Source organism: Psittacicella hinzii (genome assembly GCF_003585935.1).
Classification (GTDB): Bacteria; Pseudomonadota; Gammaproteobacteria; order Enterobacterales; family Psittacicellaceae; genus Psittacicella; species Psittacicella hinzii.
In genome coordinates, this window is record NZ_NRJG01000003.1 from 1 (window position 1) to 21287 (window position 21287).

Here is a 21287-nt window from a genome sequence, read left to right on the forward strand (position 1 = left end):
TTAGAGAAGATTTTAATTTAGAGATAAATGTATGCCTTAGAATAAAGAGTTAATTTTTTTCTATTATTTTTATGTACAGTAGTTCACTTTTAGCTGTTATTTTAATTGTATTTCTGACCTTTTTACACAACAATTATATAAATATAGACGACTCTAGATTAGCAGATTTAACAAAATTTTTCCTCGCTTTTAGTAGCAAGTCATATTGCAATATAATAATTTTAGGTGCTTTCTTAGGATATTTAATTACGTATATTTGCGTATGCCAAAAAATATTTAAGCAAAGATCGCTGCATTTCAAATTGAAGTGCAAAAATAATTGCATTTATTTAATTTTTAAAATTTATAGGTTAAAATTATGTTAAATCATAGTATTGAGAAATATAACAGACTAAAGTATATGGTTATTAGCACATCCTGTTAATAGTGCAAGCAAATCCATTTGCCAATTTATCTAGGATAAATTTAGGTATAGCTATGTTTTTACTTGCAACAGGTTTTGTTTTTTCATTCAAAAAGATAAAACCAACTACATATTTGTCTTGTCTAAAAAATAAATTAAGCAGCGATGAAATTAAATTTGAGTTTTTTTGCTTGATTTTACGAATATTATGTATATATCCATACTATAAAAATTTATATCTCACCTGATTTTGCCTCGAAATTAAATTTTTTAGTCAGTTTTAAATTTAGGCACGCTAAGCGTAAATAATTTTTACCACTCAGTTGCGTTAAAAATTTTCTTAGCACTTACTATTGAAAAAGTACTGGCTAAAAATTTTTTTCTCACTCTTGTCCTGCTTCTTTATAATTAAGCTATAAACTTCGAGCTTTATGGACTAGCAGGAAAGGCAAGCACCAAGGTAGATATGCTCCGAGCTAGAGACTTAACCTAGATTTAAGGTTTAAAGCCTCTAGTAGCAATATTAATTTTCCATTCGCTCACTTAATTTAACAGTTTTACGCAAGCTATAATTTATCAGCTTAGTTAACAAGCCTACAATTCATGTTTAAGCGACTCTTACTTTCCTGTCAGAGGTAAGACTCGCCCCAATTTGTACTTTCTTTTTCGAGCATTGCTCAACTAAATAAAGTAACAAGTTCTATTTTATTTAAGGTCATGAACTTATGTTAACTATGACCCTCTCCAAACTAGGCTGAAATCGTCTTTAAAGTGAGGCAAGTTACCAACTTGCACTTTAACGCAACATGCTTAACTTAACTAACTTAAGAGTAAATATTAAGTTACAGCAATCTCAGTAGACAGCTCTCTTTGTTAGACATCCGAGTCTAAATCTCTATCTAAAATCCTTATATAAGATATTAATTTATATTTATTATTTAGATCTAACTTAAATATAAGATCTAACTTAGATATAGATCCTACTGCTACATATAACTTAACCATTGCCTGACTAGGCACTTATCGCATCTTATGCTCTTATCTCATATCTCTGCTCCTTAGCAAGATTATGATCTAAACATGATAAACAACGGCTCGTTTTGAGCCAATTATTGTCATTAAACTTGTCGCGTGTCCTTATATAGGATCAGCGACAGCTTATCTTAGCAACAGCATAAAGGTTATATGTATTCTTCGCTCCTACTGTGCTCTTAAGTTAACTGTTTTTCCACTTTAAATTGACTGTAACACTTTATTTAGAGCTTTCCATCCAACATGAAAGGGACTTTAAAGTTGTTAACTAAATTGAGCAGTATTACACCTTTCCTTACTCCAGCAAGAGTGTTTAAGAGCTTCTTTCTTAAACTCCTACCAGATTTAATCGATATTTACAGCATTATTCAGGCTTAGAAGCATAAGATTGTTTTATTTGGTTTTTAAGTTTTTGAAGCAAGTAAGACTGGCAAATATCTCATACCATTTTTCCTGGGGTACACTTTACGACTTCGCGCACTAACTGCATAGCTATCCATAAATTAATTTGAGCCTTTTTCAGATTAACCTCTTATGAGCAAACTCCGAAAATTAGTTAAGCATCCCAAAATGTTTTTTAGAGATGCTCTAATTAACTATAGTCGTAAGCTACAAAGCAATGCTTCCACAACAGGTAAACCAAAACCTAAGGCAGCACCAGCTTCTTCTACCTTAGATACAAGCCATATTAATCCTTATAAACGTATTGTCCATGCAATTCACACAGGTGAAGGCATGACACACGGTCCATCACATTTAAGTATGTGGATCCCGTTTTTTGTCCAGGCGGGAGTAGACTTTGTGGTGATTGTGCGTAATCGTGATCTATTTAACTGGGTAATTCGTGAATTCCCTTATGTTGACGTAGTTTACGCTAAAACTCCACAAGATATTGAGAACGTATTCTTAAGTCTACCAGTATTAAAAGCTATCTATTATATTTCAAATACGGGCAACCTTATTCACAGTTTACGCTTTAATGACTATCAACATATTTTCTTAGGACATGGTGATAGTGATAAAACCGCAAGTGCCCACAAGTTCTTCCGTGTTTACGACCAAGTATGGGTAGCTGGACAAGCGCACATTGATCGTTTTGCTAATACGGGCTTTAATACCGCGCACATGGAATTTGTGAAAATAGGTCGTCCTACTTTAGCTAATGTGATTAAGCTTACTGATAGTGATTGGCGTCAACGTCCATTACATTTCTTATACCTTCCAACTTGGGAAGGGGTGTATGAAGAAGGTAACTATTCTTCTGTAACCCTTGCTGCGCAAATGTTACAACATTTAGCGACTACTTATAATGCACCAGTAACTACTAAGTTCCACCCAGTAACTGGTTCGCGTAATAAAATGCTTGCTAATGTAAATACAGACGTACAAAAAGTACTTGAACAAACTGGTGTAGAGTTTGCGATTGCTAATCGTTTAACTCCAGTATCAGATTTACTGTTAAATGCTAATATCTTTATTTGTGATATTTCAGCAGTAGTATCTGAGTGTATTGCGGCTAATGGTCCGATCTTTGTTTATATTCCACAAGACAAAGAAATTAAAATTGCTAAAAGCAATATGGACTATAACTACTATGCTTATACGTTCAGTACACTTGAAGAACTATATAGTCAACTTGAGCAAGTGCTTAACGGTAATGACTATAAAGCTCAAGCACGTCAAGAAGCACGTGAGTACTTATTAGGTAAAACTCAAACCCAAAACGATGAGTTTATTGCGCAAGTACAAGCAATCTCACAAAGTGTAATAGATAGCTTAAATAATCCACTACGCGATGAGAATGCGCAAGAGAATGCTCAAGAGCAAGTGACAGAACAAGCGCAAGTTGCCTCTAAAGAAACAACTTCTCCTACCCTAAACTCAAAAAATGATACTTACGTAAATCCTCAAGTAGAGGTACGTGAGCGAACTAACTAAGCTCTGTGCTTAAGTTAGGATTACTCATGATTACTCAAGGTAATCTCATCTTAGCTATAAATTAAAGTTAAGCTAAGTTTAAGCTAAATTTAAACTAAGATTAAACTTAGCCGGTAAAACTATCTTCTGAGGTCACATAATTCTGTAGTCACATAACTGCATCTGTAGTACATAACTATATCTGTAGTACATAACTGCAGGGGTTAGTATAGTGAGCTTATTGTAGTTGACAGAATATCTTGAAACTTTGAGTTGCCTTAACTCTTAGTCTTTTAGTGCTCATCTCGGTTCTTATTCTAGCCCTGTGTCTGACGCTATATCTAAGATCCAACAAAGCTTTTAACCATGCACTAAGACTTTGATTTTAGGGGTTAATTATTTCGTTATTTATGTTTAAAAACCGCTATACTAAGCAATAAAAGTTACAGATTATGAAGCCCAATTTTGCGTCACTTTTAGGAAAACTTTCTTTACTGCTATGACAGTAAAAATAGCTCTTGAAGAATAAAAACGCAAACACTAATACACTTCTCGACCAAACTCTAGCTAGCAGCTATCTAGCCACTTGTTAGAGTTTGGTCTTGTCTATTTTTTTTATAACCTAGCATTTTGCAACCTATTCTTTAACAAGAATATCGCTAGGAAAGTCGCAAAGACACAAATTTGCAAGGAACTTTTTATGGCAAAAAATGTAGGAGTTATTCTCGCAGGTGGTGTGGGAAGTCGCATGAAATTGGACTATCCAAAGCAATTTTCTAAAATTGCTGGTCGCACAGCCCTCGAGCATACAGTTGCAATTTTCCAGGATCACCCTGAAATTGATGAAATTGTAATTGTCTCCGAGCCAAACCACTATCAACAAATTTCTGAGCTCATGCAAAAGAATAACTTTAATAAAGTTAATCATATTGTGTATGGCGGTAAAGAAAGAACAGATTCAACTTTATCAGCTATAAAATCGCTTGAGCAAGAATCTCCAGATACTAAAGTAATTATTCACGATGCAGTACGTCCACTATTAGCGGCCGAAGTTATTAGTAAATGTATTGCAGCTTTAGATACGTATAATGCGGTTGACGTATGTATTCCAGCAACGGATACAATTGTAAAAGTTGACAATGAGACTAATACTATTGTTAAGATCCCACGTCGTGCTGATTACTACCAAGGACAAACTCCACAAGCTTTTAAACTAGCGACTATCGCTCAAGCCTACGATATTTATACCAATACTCCAGGCATGGCAGCTACTTGTGACTGTGGGATTGTACTTAAAACTCTACCCCACGAAAAAGTTTACGTAGTTGAAGGTTCAGAAACCAATATTAAACTAACACGTCCGGTGGATCTATTTATCGCTGATAAATTATTCCAAAGTCGTAGTCAGTTCTCGCTACGTAACATTTCTTCGCTCGAAAAACTGCAAGCTTTATCGCATAAAGTGCTAGTAGTTGTAGGTGGTACTTACGGCATTGGTGCTGATATTATCTCTTTAGCGCAAAAACTGAACATTAAAGTTAAAACTTACGCTTTAAGTCGTTCAACAGGAGTGGACGTTACAGATCTTGCAGCCTTAGAAAAAGCCTTTTCCGAGATCTATGCAGCTGAAGGACGCATTGACTATGTAGTTAATACTGCTGCTACTTTAGTGCGTAAACCTCTAGCGAATATGAGTGCGCAAGAAATTAGTTCAAGCATTGATGTGAACTTTACTGGGGTGGTAAATGTAGCTACAGTTGCGTATAATTACTTACGTCAATCAAACGGTAGTTTCTTAAACTACACTTCAAGTTCATACACGCGTGGTCGTGCATTCTATTCGCTTTACTCAGCTACTAAAGCAGCGATTGTAAACTTTACGCAAGCTTTAGCTGATGAGTGGGCGTCTGAAGGCATTAGCATTAACTGCATTAATCCAGAACGCACTAAAACCCCAATGCGTGTACAAGCTTTTGGGGTTGAACCAGAAGATACTTTATTAAAATCTGAAACCGTAGCCCTCGCTTCGCTCTTTGTTTTAGCAAGCGGGGAGTCTGGTAATATTGTTGATGTAGTTCGTACTGATGAAACCTACATTGGCGATATTCTTACCCAAATCGGTGCATCTTAGTAGATTGAGAGTTTAAGGCTATGCCTTAAACTCTTCTCTCTGACTTTTTATTTATGGGCAAATCCCTGATTTAATTACATGTATTATCTTTACCTAGATACTAAAATTATTGGTGCTGCCAAACAAATAGTATCCTTTTTTGCCAGTGGCATTTTTGCAACTGACACTACAACCGTGTTAGTAAAAAAATATAAGCATGCTTCGCATGCACAAATTTGTCGCATTCTAGCGACGGCTGGCATTAAATATCGCGTGGTAAATTATGCTGATTTAGATAATTTACCAGGTGGATACATGTTCTATCCATTTAATGCGCAGTCGAATTGTCGCGCGGTTGCCAATCGTCGTTTAGTGCATACGTTTATTACCCATGGTGAAAGTAATAAAGCAGCTTCAACCAAACCGATTGTGCGCATTTACGATCATATTATTACGGCTGGACAAGCTGGCATAGATCGCTTTTTAAGTTCGCAAATCCTTACTCCATATGACGTACAAACGCAAAAAGTTTTTAGTTGGGGGAATACGTTCATTGGGCAAACGGGCTTAGTGCCGCGTCAATACTTTATGCCAAGTGGCTTAGAAAGTCGTGACGATCTAGAAGCTGTTTGCTTCTATGCTCCAACTTGGGAAGGTGGGATTGCCTGTGAGAACTATACAAGCTTAGCCTATGCTGATAAAGTTGTACCTGTACTTGTCCAAGCGTGTCAAGATTATCAAGTACAACATTTAATTTTACGTCCGCATCCGAACACAGGACATCGAGAAAAAGATTACTTTATACCTTTTTGCCAAGCTTTAGCTAAAGCTTGCCAAGCTCAAGGCATTAAGTTCTGTTTATACACCAGCCAACTAAAACTAAGTTGGTGGCAAAAATTTAAACTGCAACGCGCTGGAGTACAATTTATTGAGAGCTTAGAGTATTACCAAGCGGCTATTGCTTTCTGTGACGTTTCGGCCATGGAAACGCAACTGCTCAATGAAAACACTCCGCATTATGTATTCTATCGCCAACAAGATTTAAATGTGATCCCTCCCACAATCAATCGCGAAGCTTACTTACGTCATGTGTTAGTATTTGATCAAGAGCAAGCACTAACCTTAACTCCATTAAATGCGACCGATTATAAAGTATTTGCACAAACGCAAGCTTACTTAATTAATCCGCGTTACAATGCAATTCCGCTTGAACAACGCTTAACGCATTTAGTGGCACACTTAGATCAATTAACTCCTGCTAACCTTCAGGAGCGAAAGAATGATGCTTAAACGTTTAAGATACCATTGGCGGCAGAGCTTACGCATGGTATCCTTAGTGAGTTGTAGTCTGTTAAGCTTAAGTGTAAGCTGGGCAGCAGGCAACGAAGCAGCTAAGACAACTAAGCAAGACAGCACCAAGCAAGCAACTACAACTAGCAGCGCTAGCAATCCAAGCGCAGCAAATAATGCTAGTTCGGCGAAGAGTTCTGATAACAATTCGAGTTCGGCTAACAGTGCTGAAAATACGACTAGTTCAACTAACATTGCAGACAACAGTACTAGCACTAATAGCAGTAATGATTCAGCTAACAGTTCTGAGAATAGTACTAACTCTAATAGCAGTACTAGTTCCGATACCAATGCTAATCCTACTCCCCAATTAGTTGATCTTAATCAACTAAGTAAAGGCAAGAAGTATTACATTACTACTCCTGCACACAACTGGGGTTCTGATTATATCCTCAATGCTATCGGACGTGAGTCAGGCAATGTTGAACAAGCTTTTACTATTCTACCGACGACTAAGGATTTAGTAAGTCAACGCGTGTGTAGTTACCATAAAGCTTGCTTAACTAGTTTTTCGCTTGCTGAGTACATGTACGTTATTACTGGCTATGCTTTTAGTAATCCAACTGATGTTATTGGACATCAAGGATTAACACACGAGTATACGTCGCAAAATACGTACTACTTATGGACTTCAGCTGGTCCAGCGGTTGCTGGTTATGGGCGCTATGCCATTCGTTTAGCTTATCCGTTTGAAAAAACCATTAAGAACTATCAAAAAATTAAACTTTTTGATGGTGAGTTTGCGAGTGTGGGGAGTGTAACTCCTACTATCTCGTCAGACTATCGCTACTTAATAGCCCGCGGCTATAAAGGAGCAAATAAAGTTCCCACCCTACGCGTATGGAACTTAAAAGATTTAAAATTAGAGTCAACGGTTGTGATTGACCCTAATACGAATCTGGTGGTGACTAAAACTCCTAATCCGGATGTTAGTCGCAAATACCTCTACGAGTTTGCTCTCGATCCACTTAGTCAGTATGAAGAGTATCCACTTCAAGGGATTGCTAGTGATGGTAATTATATTTACGCTTTATTGGGTAAATCTGATATCAATCACGACAAGGTACTCTTAACCTATACGATAACCGGGACTTTAGTGGGACGAGAGTTTCTGACCGTAGGTAAAGACATAGCCTTAACCTTAATGCCACAACAGCATTGGGAAGCCGAAGGGATGACGATTTACCAAAATCGTATGTACATTACCATCGTAACCGGCTTTGCCAAACTGCGTACGAATATGATCTACAGCCGTTCGCTTAAAGATCAAGTCGCAAGTCTTTATCATTACGAGTTAGGAGTTAATCCCCTTTCTCATCTACATAAGGACACCGATCCTAGTGATAGCGAGGATAACTAACAAATCCTCGATCCAAACCTTACTTCTTTTTGATCTCTTTCACGAAGTAAGAAAGGACATATAGTGATTAGGGTAATCAACCAAGAACTTAGATTCTTGGTCTTTTTTTAAAACTTCACAACAATGAAGCTCAGCTTAATTGTTGCTACTCCTAAAAACAGCTATTCCTAAAATTAAAGTAAAAATCAGAGCCACTTGATGTTTGCAAAGTGGCTCTGAGAATATTTAATTTTTCTTTAAGTTCTGTTTTTAGGTTTAATTTAGTTTAAATCTATTTTCGTTTTTATTTACGTGGTACTAAACTAAAATCAACTGTTTTACCCAATTTTGGTTGTTTAATAACAATGGTTACTTGAGTAATTTTTTGTCCAGTATCTTCAGTTACCTTCGTACTTAAACTACAATATTGTGGCTCACTACTACAAGTAGAAACATCTCCGGCTTGGTAATTACCAACAAAATCATAAGTTAAAGTTGTCGCTGGCACTTTCGTATTTAAACCTAAGAACCATTTACGGCTGTACACTGAAACCTCTTGCTGTAAACCATATTTAATTTGATCAGCTTCCACACCTGCGTAGAAACGTAAATCAGGGTCATATACACTTAAATATAGTGGATTATTACCTTGCTCATTCGCAAAAGCTTGTAAGTAAGTTAAGTTACCAACTTTTGCAGCCCCTAATCTTGCTTGTAATTGCTCTGGAGCTTGACGTGAAATAATTAACATACTTGGCGTATTAGCTCCTACTAATCCTACCGGAGCAAGGGCTTGCGTCGTAAGCTCAGCTTTATTACTTAAGACAGTCGGAGCATAAAGAGCTAAACCTAAAGTTGCAGTTTCAGGATCATATACAGCTTGAGCATTGTTAGTATTAGCTACTACTTGGTAACTAGGAGCTTTTAACTCTTGAGCTTGAGTATAAGCTTCTAAGTTTTCCGGAGCTAAAAGCATTGAATACTCGTAATTTGCTCCTTGTGGAGCTTTACCATGATCTAAATAAACTAAGGTAAATGGGTTTTCCGTTGGTTTACTATTACGGTCGTCTACACTTTGCTGTTGAGTGTGTTTAACCACTAATTTTTGACCTGCTGGAATAAAGAACACTTGTCCTGATGGGCTCACTACTCGTGCTTCTTGGGTGGTTGATAATACCGAATCCATTGTTATCGCTTGAGCTTGATCACTTACAAGAGTTACTAGAGCTTGTGGATCATACATGTACTGTTGTAACAGAGTTGTATGTACTGGATTTTGAGTATCTGTAGCACGAATGTTAGAACCTAAAGCAATCACCTTATTACCAAACACAAAGGCAGATTTATATGCCCAGAAGTCTTGTTGTTGGTATTTCGCATGTCCATGTACAATTTGAGCAAATACCCCTTTATTATCTTGAGCTATAGCTCCTGCAAAGGTTTGATCTGAAAGCAGCATTTCTTCCACTCCTGCAGATGGAAGTTGAATAAGCTTAGCTTTGAGTTGCTCGTATGGTAAAACAATGGCGGTTGTACCATCATAGTGATTCCAGTCATAGCCTACTGGATTAAATGAACGCTTACTAAAATCACCAGGAATATACTCTAGACGCCCGTTTAAATTGTAACGCGAGTAAAGATTATTAGCTGCATAAGCTTCATTTCCAGGAAAGTAACGTGAATAGCCACGTGCTATAAAGAGATAACTTTCACTTATTTGTTGTCCTGCACTTGGTTGCTCTGGACAAGCAGCTCCTGTTACTGGATCGGCTTTCGAGCAATAAAAAGCCTGAGCAAGTTTATCTGTTTGACGTGCAACTAACGAAGTGCTATATGGAAAGGCTTCAAGACCTACCATTTCTGGTAAAGCACGATTACCAGCAAAGCTTACCATCCCCTCAAGACGAGCATAAATTCCTGCTAAAGTAGGGTCAACTACTTGAGATTTATCAGGACTACCAGCTAAAGCAGCCCATTTATAAGCAACAGGTTGAATACGATAGTTACTATTTGGATGACGCCCTGCATAGGCAATAGGAATATTGATCCCTTTATTTGTAAAGTCTAAATTAACAAGCACATCGTGGAATTTTTGTGCAGCTGCACGACTAAGGGCATATTTACTACCAGCTAATTGATATACCGTTGGAGCAAGACCACGTAAACTATCAATACCATAGGCTACATAGTGTTGTCCGTGGTGGAAAATACTATTATCTGGTTTAAAACCTCCAGATAGATTATTACTTACCAAAATACTTGCACTTAACCAAGAACTAAATTGTTCAAGTAGAGCCGTACGTATAGCCGGTTTATCTATTAAGAGTAAGGATTGTAGCATCCATAATAACTGGGTATTAAAAATATCAGCATTAGCATCATTTATAGGTTCATAAATGCGTCCTGTACCAGAGTACCAAGCAATAGTTTTTTGAGTAATGTCTAGCAGACCATATTTAGCTAAAACATCTCGTGCTAAGAACATACCTGTGAAGTATTCACGAGTTTGATAACCTAAATGATGAACAATTTGATAGTTCGAACCTGCATAAAAACCTTGGCTAATAACATATTGCACTACTGATACTAAACGATCTTCGAGCATACCACGTTGTTCTGAACTCAAATTATAAGCTCGAAGAGCTTTAGCTACTTTTAATGTCCATTGACCTATTTTACGTAAGTCATTCGTATTAGCTAAAAGCTCATCACGTACTTGTGTAGTCGTGTTGATTGGATCTTTTAAGTGATCTAAATAGGTAGGGTAAGTTAATGTTTTTCCTCCTACAGGAAATGCACTTACCGGACTACCGGTTGTTACTACTTGTTGAGCTTCCACTATTTTGCCTAACTCTAGACCAGCATAGGCTTGTTGTAGATCTATATACTTAATTCCAAAACTAGCATATTCATCTTCTAAAGCCGCAAATTGCTCATCTGTCAGAGCGGGGATTTTACCAGGTTCAAGTCCATTAAATATATCAATGCGCTGCAGAATATCTTGAATACTTTCATCCGCAAAGATTTTCTCTACCTCAGCACTATCTAAGTTACGATAAGTTTGAGCACTTGCCACTACAGGTTCAGTGCTAGCAGTAGGATCGAGCAGTTTTATTTTACTCGCAAGCAATTCGGCATAATAATGTAAACCATTCCAGTTTTTATTTATTTGCTCTTTAACTCCTACGTTTACTTTTGGCAGTTGGGAGTCTGGAGTAGGCCAACGATTATCTACACCAGGTTGGAGTAGAAGCTGATCGATATAGAGACGCGATACCTGGCCACTAGGAGTATTTTTGCTTACCGCTGGAGCAATAATTTCAAAAGCATCGATTTTAAATTGCTCAATCTTCCCATTACTCGTAGCAGTAGTGGCGCTAGCAACTTCTTTATCTACAGCTGCGTCAAAGCCGTTTCCGTTTACCATATCTTGGTAAGGTACAGTAATACCTCGCCAACCAGCAAAATTAGCTGCTACTTTAAAGCTTTTTACTACTTTACCTTGATATTTAAAGTTAAAAGTATAAGTAGAGGTAGCTGCTTGCGCTTGCGGAGCATATACCCAAAGCATAAAAGTCCGTGGTTTAACAGGATCAACTTTGATGGTTGTAACTTGTGGTAACGTAAAAGTTAACACATCTCCAGCAACATAATCCCAAGATAAACTATTAGTACCATCTTTAGCAAAGAGATTACTGATGGCAAGTTTACCCTGCGCTGCACTCACACTAGCGGGCACCTCACTTGTCTCAAAAAAGTACATAAGACCGCCTGGTTGAGTAGTATTTACTCCCTGCAATACACTAGTAACCGCAGAACTAGCTGTATTAGCAGTATTCGGATTACTCAAGGCTGGAACAATAGCACTCGCTGCTAAGGTTAAACCACTAGTGAGATACCAAAGAATACGAGCAACACGAGTTAAAGATAAAGAAGTAGTACGCATAAATAATCCTATGAAAGTTTAAGTTTAAGCATAATAGATAAATCGGTTAAAGATGAACTAAATTACAGCAAATAAACTTAAGCATTTATGGAAAGAGGAGCTATGAAAAAGAAAATAGCACCCAGTAGGAAGAAAATATGCAACTTACCTATTGGTGTCAGTAAGCAGATAACACTAGGTGCTAAATACAGCTGCTTCCTCTTAGCAGAAGTTAAATTATTATTTCGTCATAACTTTCTAACTTTAAAATTGTAGTTTTACTATAAAGTTTGCTAAGCAATAATTTGAGATAGAGTATTGTAATTGCGCATTTAGAGATCTAACTCTATGTAATCTTTTACCCTGAATAACTTTCTCTCTAAATTTATTTAAAGTTAGCTTAACGCTAATAGGAAGTCAAACTTAATATTTGATTATGGATTATTCACGACTATTTTGCTGCAGCCGTGTTTTTAACAGGACGTAATACTAAAGTTACAGGTTTACCATGAGTACGTAAATCTACCCATAGTTCAGTGCCCTTAGCTGTAGTCTTTATTTCTACAGGAGTTTTAGTAGTACTACTAACTAAAGTGTAACCTTGATCAAGTACAAAACGTTGTAAACTTTGTGCATGGTGTGTTGGATCATTAAGTTCAAGCACTAAATCCCCTTGCTCATTAGTTGCTTGAATTGCTTGTACAGCCCCATAACTTGTAAAACCTGCATAAGTATTTTTTTGGTTGACAAAGAAATTAATGTAGGTTTTATTATTGTTTGGATCAAAGAATACTTGGTGTTTTTCATTAAATACTTTTGCTTCTACTTTAAAGTCAGGATCATTTACACTTTGTGGGTAAATACCATAACTAAAGTCATAAGCATTGTGGCTTACTAAGCGCACAAAACCATCTTTAAAAGTAATTTCTAAATTCGGTAAGTTATATAACTGATAACCAATTTTCGTACCTGCACTATCGACAAAGATCACCTCTTTAGGAGCTTTCTCAAAATAAGTATCGGTAGTTATTGGTTTACCTTCAACAAAAATTTGCGCTTGAGCTGGTTTTTGAGCAATTTCGGCAATATATTTAGCTTTTGCCGCTGCCGGATCCATACCTTGAGCAATATAAGCATCTACTGCAGGAATTACATGACGATTCTCGAGAATGTAATTATCTAAACGACGATTATCAATAGTCGTATAAATATCATTACCTCCACGATTGGTTGTATGCGCAAACACAACTAAACCTTTATCGGTCAAGAAATAAGATCTTTGTTGCTCCATCATAAAACGCGTATTTCCCCAATCAAAGCCCACAAACACTCGATTATCAGGAGAAGTTATCCCCCCCACAAAATCACGTGGACTTAAATCGTTAAACTTACGTTTTTCACCATAACGCATCCCTAGAGTGCGTTTTTCTTGGGTTGTTCCTGGCACAAAATTATAGTCATAGTCGATTTGATAACCCACATTTGCTGATTCATTTTTACCATAAATGTAAGTCATGCCGTCACTAGTATATGCACCATAAGGATTATCCCCATTCATAGTTTCCATATTCGCAATACGTGAACTATGCATAGCTAGGACTACCACGCCTTCATCTTTATTCCGCATTACCGCACGATCAGCATAAGGGAAGTAACGATTATCCGTTGGGGAATAAATCTTCACTCCTAGCTGTCCTAAAGTTTTAATAATCGCCTTTCCACGATCTAAATCTGAAGAAGAATCATAACGACTGTAGTAAGTAAACAAACTATCTTCGGCTTGCTTGTAATCAATGTTATATTTATATACCGCACGTCCAGACCAAGCATCAGACATCCGATTTCCGATTAGCATATATGAATACCATTCTCCTAATCGGCTTAAAAGATTCTCTACAGCAGCATCTCCGAAAACAAATTTAGTACCAATGGTTGTTTTCTTAAAGATGGCATAATTCTCTAGCAATACTTGCCCATAAGTACCATTATATGGCAAATTCGTATGTTGAATAAATGTTCCATCATCATAGAAACCATCATTATAGGTTACTAGCAATGCAGTATCATTTACCGAAGTAATTGCATATTGCATCTCTTGCGGATCGTTACGAATTGCACCCCGATAAAATGAGATTATTGCTAAGTCTAAACGATTACCTCCTGTAGATAAGCGTTTATTTGGTGAAGAAGAAAAACTTGCACCGGAAGCAACTCCCGACCAGTAAGGATCTGGTTGATAATATACACTTGGATCAACGAATTCTTTTAACTCAGCAGGTGACCAGTGTTCATAAGTCACAAGTAAGGTTTGGAGTACTTGTTTTGGAGTTCCTATTTCATAGTTCCACCAATTGCCTTTTTCAGGTCCTCCGGTATACCAGTGGTTTTTATTGAGTTCACGTAATCCTTTTGCTATTAATTCAATTAACTCAGGTTCACGTGTAAAATAATATTGTTTGGCAATAACAAGCAAATGTTGATAACGCTTATAAGCCTTATCCATTTTAATTTCATTTGCAAGTAAAGGTTCATAATGCTTGCGCCCTTGCTCATCTACATACGTTTTTGTTGGATCAATAATCCCAGCCATAGCCTTTTCAAAATCACTAGCTGTAGGCTTACTACTCCCAACAATATGTTTAATAATATGTTCACGAATATTTGCCAGATCAGCCAAACTTGCTTCAATCTTAACGTGTGCAGCGACTGGATTAAATTCTATATATAAATCACCAGCAGTTGTCGAAAGCGCTTGAGCACTAGTTTGAGCTAATAACTGTTGTGGATCTTGCTGTGCATAGGCCGTTATTTGTGCAGCAGCAATACTCATCCCATGAGTTTTTGCTTCACTTACAGAAGCCCCCCAAAAACCAGCACTCAATAAACTCATACTTAATAGAGTTAATGACCAATAACGTTTAAATTTAGGTTTAGCTGTATGCGACGAAGAAAATGGTTGAACCATATTATTCTCCTAAACAAAAATAGAGAAATTAGTCCTTGAGAGCTCGAGGCTCTCAAGTACTAGCATTTATACATTAATCTTTTCTCTCTAACTTAAATTATGCATTTCTTAGTAGGCACAAGCAGTTAGAATTGACTTGTTAAACGAATGTTACCACGTAAAGCTGAAGTCTTAGTTCCCGTTTGAATTGACTTACTATTCGCTACATAGGTTTCTATCGCAAGGCTTAAAGCATTATAAATAGGACGTGAGTATTTAATACCAATCCGATTATCTAAAGAATTAGCACGTACTCGTTTATATTCTTTAGTTTTATTATCTTTACGATAAGTATAGTTGTTAATCGTACGTTGGTAGTAAGGTTCAAAAGTTGCACCACTTGGCATTGTAAAATGTATACCTACATAGAATTGATTTAAATGCGCTCGACTAAAGTATTTTACGTATGTTAAACGATTGGTATAACGCATACGTAATTTCACGGTATCTAAAATCTTATCACTGAGGTAAGTTAATACATTTTGCGTCATTGCATCTAAACTATTACGCTGGGTATTCCAATTCAAATTAGTGTTAGAGTGTAAATATAAAGTTCCTGTTGGTACCCCATATTTTAACGAAGCATTGACTTTAGTTGTCCATACAGCACCATCAACTTTATTATTACGCTCTTTATCAATATTTAACTGTGAATTTACCGTAATATTTCCTAATGAAGGCATGAATTTTTCACGATAACCTACAACATAATCTAAGCGATATTTTTCTTTAGCATTATCGAGATAGCGATCACGAATTAATCGATCTAGATCATAACCTAAAGCTGCAAATTCTGGACTTACATCACCACTATTATTCATAATCAAGTTATTTAAACTTTGTTCACGCGTCTGCTTAGCTTCGAATCCAGCGTAGAAGCCCCATTTATAACGTAAGTGTCCATATAACTCATTAGAACGAATATAAGTATCACGTTGTTTTGTATCACGATAGCTATAACCAATTTCGTAATACTTATCTGTTAAATAACTCGTAAAGTAGTTATCTTCAATGAGTTTTTCGAAACTATAATCTGAAGTTTGATTTATACGACGTTGATAAGTAACACTCGCTCCAAAATAATCATTATCAGGCATAGATACCGAATAGCTTATACGCGGAGTAGTAACAGGGCTTACACTTGAGTTATAGCGGTAAAGCATACTATTGCCCTTATTTTTACGATAGTAAGCTACACGGTTCGCAATTTCTACATCGTATTGGAATTGCAGAACTTGACGATAATTATCTTTATTTGTCGACTGACGATCAAAGGTTGTAAACATATTTGGTACAGCATAGGTGTGTAACGTATAGTAAACACCAGCCTGATAACCACGATTACCTTGAGCAATTTGTTGTTTAAATTTAACATCAAATGAGCTATAACGATCTACTTGCCATTTAGCACCTAGATCTAGCGAAGTAATAAATTTAGCTGGATTTGCATAATAATAGAATAGCTCAAGATTATTTACATGTGATTTACGAGTATTGAGAATATTCCCAAATTCACGTGCTACTTTAACTCCAGCCTCGACATAGAGTGGACGTCCAAAGAGATAGCCATTATGATTTACATAGGTACCTAAAGTTAACAGTTTTGAATTGGTCGTTTGTGCCGATTGACGCATCCGGAAATAAGCTGCATCACTAGGTACTTGCTCATCCTCGATTAGATTCGACTGCATAATTTGACTATATCTAAAGCCAGCCGACACTAACCATCTAAAGTTTTTCTCATTGTCATACACTTTATAGCTTACTTTAGCATTACCACTAAAACCAGTTAAATAGTATTTACTATCAACATGAGACTGACGTAATCCTGCTCCTACATCAAAGACTATAGCATCACGATATAGACGTACATAGCTGCGTTGAGCTAATGCACCATAATTTAGTAATAAACGATTATTGAATAAATACCAAGTATGAGCCCAACCTAAACCATAAGTTTGTGCTGAACCATATGAATCTGTTTCAAATTTATAGGTACTGCGATAATAATTAAAATAGAAACTTAAATCGGAATCTGCCTGTTTTAATTCAAAAGCATTAGCTTTCTGGCGATATACAAGAGCTAGACCACGATCTTTTGCATGCATATAAGAAAGATTATCTCCAGCAGCTTTGGTAGGATTATATTCTTTATTACCATGCCCTCCAATATCTTCTTGTGCACCAATTAATTGTACTTCTAAAGTTCCTAAATTATTTGGAGCTTTACGTCCGTAGGTATCAATACGTGGATCTAAATCAATAGCATTGAGATTATTAGTAAAGTGTTTAAGTACATAACCATACTCGTAACCAGAAAGACGTAAGAGGTTGTGACGTAAACCGGTAACACTATTCGTGTTAATGAGGTAGTTGTAGAGCACTCCTAAGTTCTCGTCATTTTTTACTTCGTAGTAGATGCTACTTAAAGCAGTCGGAACTACATCTTCTTCCTTACGAGTCGTGAGTACATAGTCATTACCAGTACTCGACCAAGTAGAGAAGACCGTTGATTGTACATTAGCATCTGTACCTGTTACTTCTTTTACTCCTAAGAAGCTTGAAAGAGTCGTACCAGAAGTAGCATTAGCTGTATCCACTAAGAAAGTATTAGTCCCTGTTAAAGCTACAGAGTCGGCTTTAATGTTCTCAACCCCAGTATTAGCACTTGATTTGCCGATACTTACAGTTGCATTATCAAGACGCAGAATATTGCTTGCGCTTGTGCTCGTGCTTGTACTTGTAGTTGAGCCTGTTGCTGCAGTAGCTGGTGCTGAAGAGCCTGTAGTGGCTGCTGTAGTAGCGGTTAAACTTGTACCACTGGCTGCACTAGAACCGCTTGTTGTACCACTTGTAGTACCGCTAGCTGAACCTGTTGTAGATACAGATGTAGTTGTAGTACTTGCTTCTAATTGTGCTAGGGCATTATTAGTTACATCTAAGTAAGAGTAAGTAGTAGGAACTGCTGCGGCGCCAGTAATGGTTAAACTTGCATTGCTAAGTTTATTATCACCATACACTACTAATTGCGCGATATCCGTAACCGTTATGTCACTAGCTGTAACATTTTCGAGGTAAACATTGGTAAAGTTATTAGCATCACCTTGTACTTTACCGGTTACACTTACTTGGTTACCGCGAAAATAAGCACTACCTTGTTCTTTAAGCGTTAAAGTACCATTAAGCGTACCAGTTTGCGCAAAAGCACCGGATGTTTCTACATTGCCGCTTAAAGTACCATAGTTAATAATCTGGGATTGACTATTTAGGGCAAAAAGTGGATAAGTACGGTTTTTATCTCTGCTATTGGTATAAACACCGATATGAGCATCTTCACGGTTGATAACTGTAGTAACACTTGAGTCATTATCAAGCACCAGGTGCGCTGAACTAGCACTTACACGTGAACGATTTATTACTCCGATCATCCCGCTGTTATCAATAGTAAGTTTAGTGTTACTGCCGCTATATTGCGCTAAGCGTGAATAGTTAAGAATAATTTGTCCATCTTCGCCATTTACTAAGCTTACATTCGCTTTATCACCAAGGAAGAATGCAGCTCCTGAATTTATCACCCTCAGATCACCATTATTCTTAAACTCAATAACTCCAGCATCCCCTTTAAAGGCAGTGTAGTTAGCATCAGAAACAATAGCATTTAACGCTTGCCCACCTGCATCAAGGGTGATCGTACCATTATTTTCAATAGTTCCGAGATTATGACGAGTTAAGTATAGAATACCTCCGGCATTAACTTGCACTTTACCCGTACTCGTAATCGTTAGATTACTAATGGCATCAGCTGCCGCAGGTACAGAACTGTTAAATAAGCGTCCGCCAGTATTGATCGTTACTTTACCGCCAAAAGTGGCATTAGCTTGATAGTTATTATCAATTAAAGCAATGCCAGTAATTGTTGCATTAGCATTAGCGTTAGAAACATAATTAAGTTTCCCTGTTGCCATATTACGGAACACAAACTCTGGATGAGTGCCATCAGCAACTGTGATTGTGCCGTTATCAGTAATATTTACTGAACCTTGGTTAAAAACCCCTTGGCTTTGCGTGGTTAGGGCAATAGTACCATCTTCTTCATTAATAAAGCTTAGATTACCATTTACCGAAACATGAGCAATACGTCCTTGTTCATATGAACCTAAAGTACCGCTATTACGTAGGATATTACTTGCGTTTTGTCCATTAGCGTAATAGAGCATACTATTAGCTTCAACTACTTGCGTTGTTGAGTCTTTAGCAAGGATTAACTCACCTGAACTATCCGAGTTCTCTACTGACATGCCACGCGCTGTACCAGCTACATAAAGATAATCGTTATTGGTTATTGATACTGTAGCCGGATTAGCTGCCGATCCTTGCACTTGCGCCAAACATGAGTTTGTGCCATTAACGACAATTAACTCATTGTTCGTTACTGTATGAGTCCCACCTTGAGCTAGGAGCATTTTTGCTCCAGCATAAAAGTCTACTCTCCCCTCAAGCTCACTTTCAGTAGTCCCATTACGCCCAAAGATCATAATGGCATTTGAGCCAGTAAAGGTTAAACCTGGATTCTCAAAATCACCTACTTGCATAAGTAAATGAGTGTACCCACCTGCTTCACGTGCTTCAACTAAACGTCCGTTTCCAGTAAACTCTATAACTGCTGTTTTTTCAAGATTCAGCGTTAACTTACCATCTTTAAACACAATAAATTGCGTATTAGTTACTCCAGTCTCTGCTTGGGTAACTGTAACTTCTTTAATAGTAGAGATATATTGTGAATTAGCAGCAAGACTCTGCGTTGCTAGACTTAAGCCTAAGGCTAAACTTGTTAACGGTAAAGCTAAGCTTGTTGCCCAACGAGCTTTAGCACTAGACTTACGGCTAGTGCGATTTGAACAAGCAGCAGGTGCAACACTGTTAGCACAAATTGAAGATGTAAAAGGTTTAGGTTTAACCATACCCACTCCTAAAATCCAAGTACAACAAACGATTACTTCATAAGTAATTGCCACTTCACCTAAAAAGTAATAAGCCAAGAAGTATAAGCTGCAGAAATATAAACTACAGATGTATATAGAAGAGAGCTGTAAGTTGCTAGATAAAATTCTGAGGCTAATTCTTTATCTCAAAGGCAGAGCTGAATAATCTTAGCAGCCTGCTAAGCTATTAAGCAATCTTACTCTGATCTATACTTTTTATGGCAAATAGGCACTTTGTTGTACTTGCAACAATGTTAAATATTTACAATTTGAGGCATGTAAACAAAGGAGATGAACGTAAAGATAATTGTGTAGAGTTAAGGCAAAGACCTCTAACTCTCAATGACAAGAATAATTTTACGCAAAATTAATCGTTCATCTCCAGAACTTGATTTACACACGAAAGAAAAGAGAATCTATCATTAAGAACGTGCAAGCTAAAAACAATAAAAGCAAGTTCACTTTATTTCCCGCTCTTAAGCTCCTCACAACTCATAAAAATCTCTATTTTTTACTTTGCTTTATTAAATTTAGTAATTACTACAACTTTAATAAAGCTCGAAACTCTAGGGATTAAAGGCTAAGAACAAGAAAATTTTGCCTTGCAAAAATATTAGCTTGCGTTTACTTTTTTTCTTTATTTTAAATTAAAAATATTTAACAAAAAAGCGCAGAAACTAACGTAAAACGTAAGAATAAAGCAAAGAAAAGTAACCGATAACGTAAGAAAACACAATAAATGAAAAGACAAAAGGAAAGGTTTTAAAAATTAGTAATCACAACTAAATTAAAATTAAGAAGATTTTTAGTAAAGAAAAATCCCTACTAAAAAAGTAGGGGTGCTGCTAACTAAAAAGTTAAACGTAAAGTTAGAAACAGACAATTTTTATATATTTTTCACATTTGCAAACCTAATCATTAAATTGTTTACCAAAGCTTAAGGTTATTTCAATAAAAGATAACTTATTGATAAAAGGCGATTTAGCAACTTGCTTCTCACAAGAATAAATCAACTATCTCTTACCGTAAGCTCAAGTTAATTTGCTAAGAGATTTAGCCAAAAATTGTAAACAACCTACACCAAAATCTTCTCGACAAGTAAGCAAGAATTTTGTGAAAGCCTTGTGAAAATTTGTCGTGCTTGCACATCAAATAATGCGAGTGAGCAAACTCAGCCAAATGCTTCTTGTGAAATTTTGTCAGAGGATGAATCATCTTCATTTCA

General features: G+C 36.7%; 7 protein-coding genes. 4 read left to right on the top strand and 3 right to left on the bottom strand.

The features are described from left to right. Positions 1 to 2005 precede the first annotated feature (2005 nt). The 4 genes from CKF58_RS00105 (at position 2006) to CKF58_RS00120 (ending at position 8172) form a co-directional block, all read left to right on the top strand. Positions 2006 to 3373: a CDP-glycerol glycerophosphotransferase family protein gene (locus CKF58_RS00105; RefSeq protein WP_222987620.1), complete on the top strand. Its 1368-nt coding sequence runs from the start codon at positions 2006 to 2008 to the stop codon at positions 3371 to 3373. A 679-nt stretch (positions 3374 to 4052) separates the two neighbouring features. Continuing rightward, the gene (locus CKF58_RS00110) at positions 4053 to 5483 is read left to right on the top strand and encodes a bifunctional cytidylyltransferase/SDR family oxidoreductase (RefSeq protein ID WP_119529965.1); all 1431 of its coding nucleotides are present in this window, start codon (positions 4053 to 4055) and stop codon (positions 5481 to 5483) included. A gap of 78 nt (positions 5484 to 5561) precedes the next feature. Then, positions 5562 to 6752, top strand: coding sequence for a CDP-glycerol glycerophosphotransferase (locus CKF58_RS00115; RefSeq protein ID WP_119529966.1), 1191 nt, complete (start codon positions 5562 to 5564; stop codon positions 6750 to 6752). Next, the gene (locus CKF58_RS00120) at positions 6745 to 8172 is read left to right on the top strand and encodes a hypothetical protein (RefSeq protein ID WP_147397172.1); all 1428 of its coding nucleotides are present in this window, start codon (positions 6745 to 6747) and stop codon (positions 8170 to 8172) included. The genes CKF58_RS00115 and CKF58_RS00120 overlap by 8 nt, the downstream gene beginning before the upstream one ends. A gap of 283 nt (positions 8173 to 8455) precedes the next feature. Here CKF58_RS00120 and CKF58_RS00125 read toward each other — a convergent pair whose 3' ends face one another. The 3 genes from CKF58_RS00125 to CKF58_RS00135 all read right to left on the bottom strand — a co-directional run bounded on the left by CKF58_RS00125 (position 8456) and on the right by CKF58_RS00135 (position 20119). Then, positions 8456 to 12097 (bottom strand): chondroitinase family polysaccharide lyase, encoded by a 3642-nt coding sequence (locus tag CKF58_RS00125; RefSeq protein WP_119529968.1) that lies wholly within the window; start codon positions 12095 to 12097, stop codon positions 8456 to 8458. A 430-nt stretch (positions 12098 to 12527) separates the two neighbouring features. Next, positions 12528 to 15041 carry a polysaccharide lyase family 8 super-sandwich domain-containing protein gene (locus CKF58_RS00130; protein WP_119529969.1) on the bottom strand — a complete coding sequence of 838 codons (2514 nt, stop codon included), beginning with the start codon at positions 15039 to 15041 and terminating at the stop codon, positions 12528 to 12530. 125 nt (positions 15042 to 15166) lie between these two features. After that, positions 15167 to 20119 (bottom strand): hypothetical protein, encoded by a 4953-nt coding sequence (locus tag CKF58_RS00135; protein WP_119529970.1) that lies wholly within the window; start codon positions 20117 to 20119, stop codon positions 15167 to 15169. Positions 20120 to 21287 lie beyond the last annotated feature (1168 nt).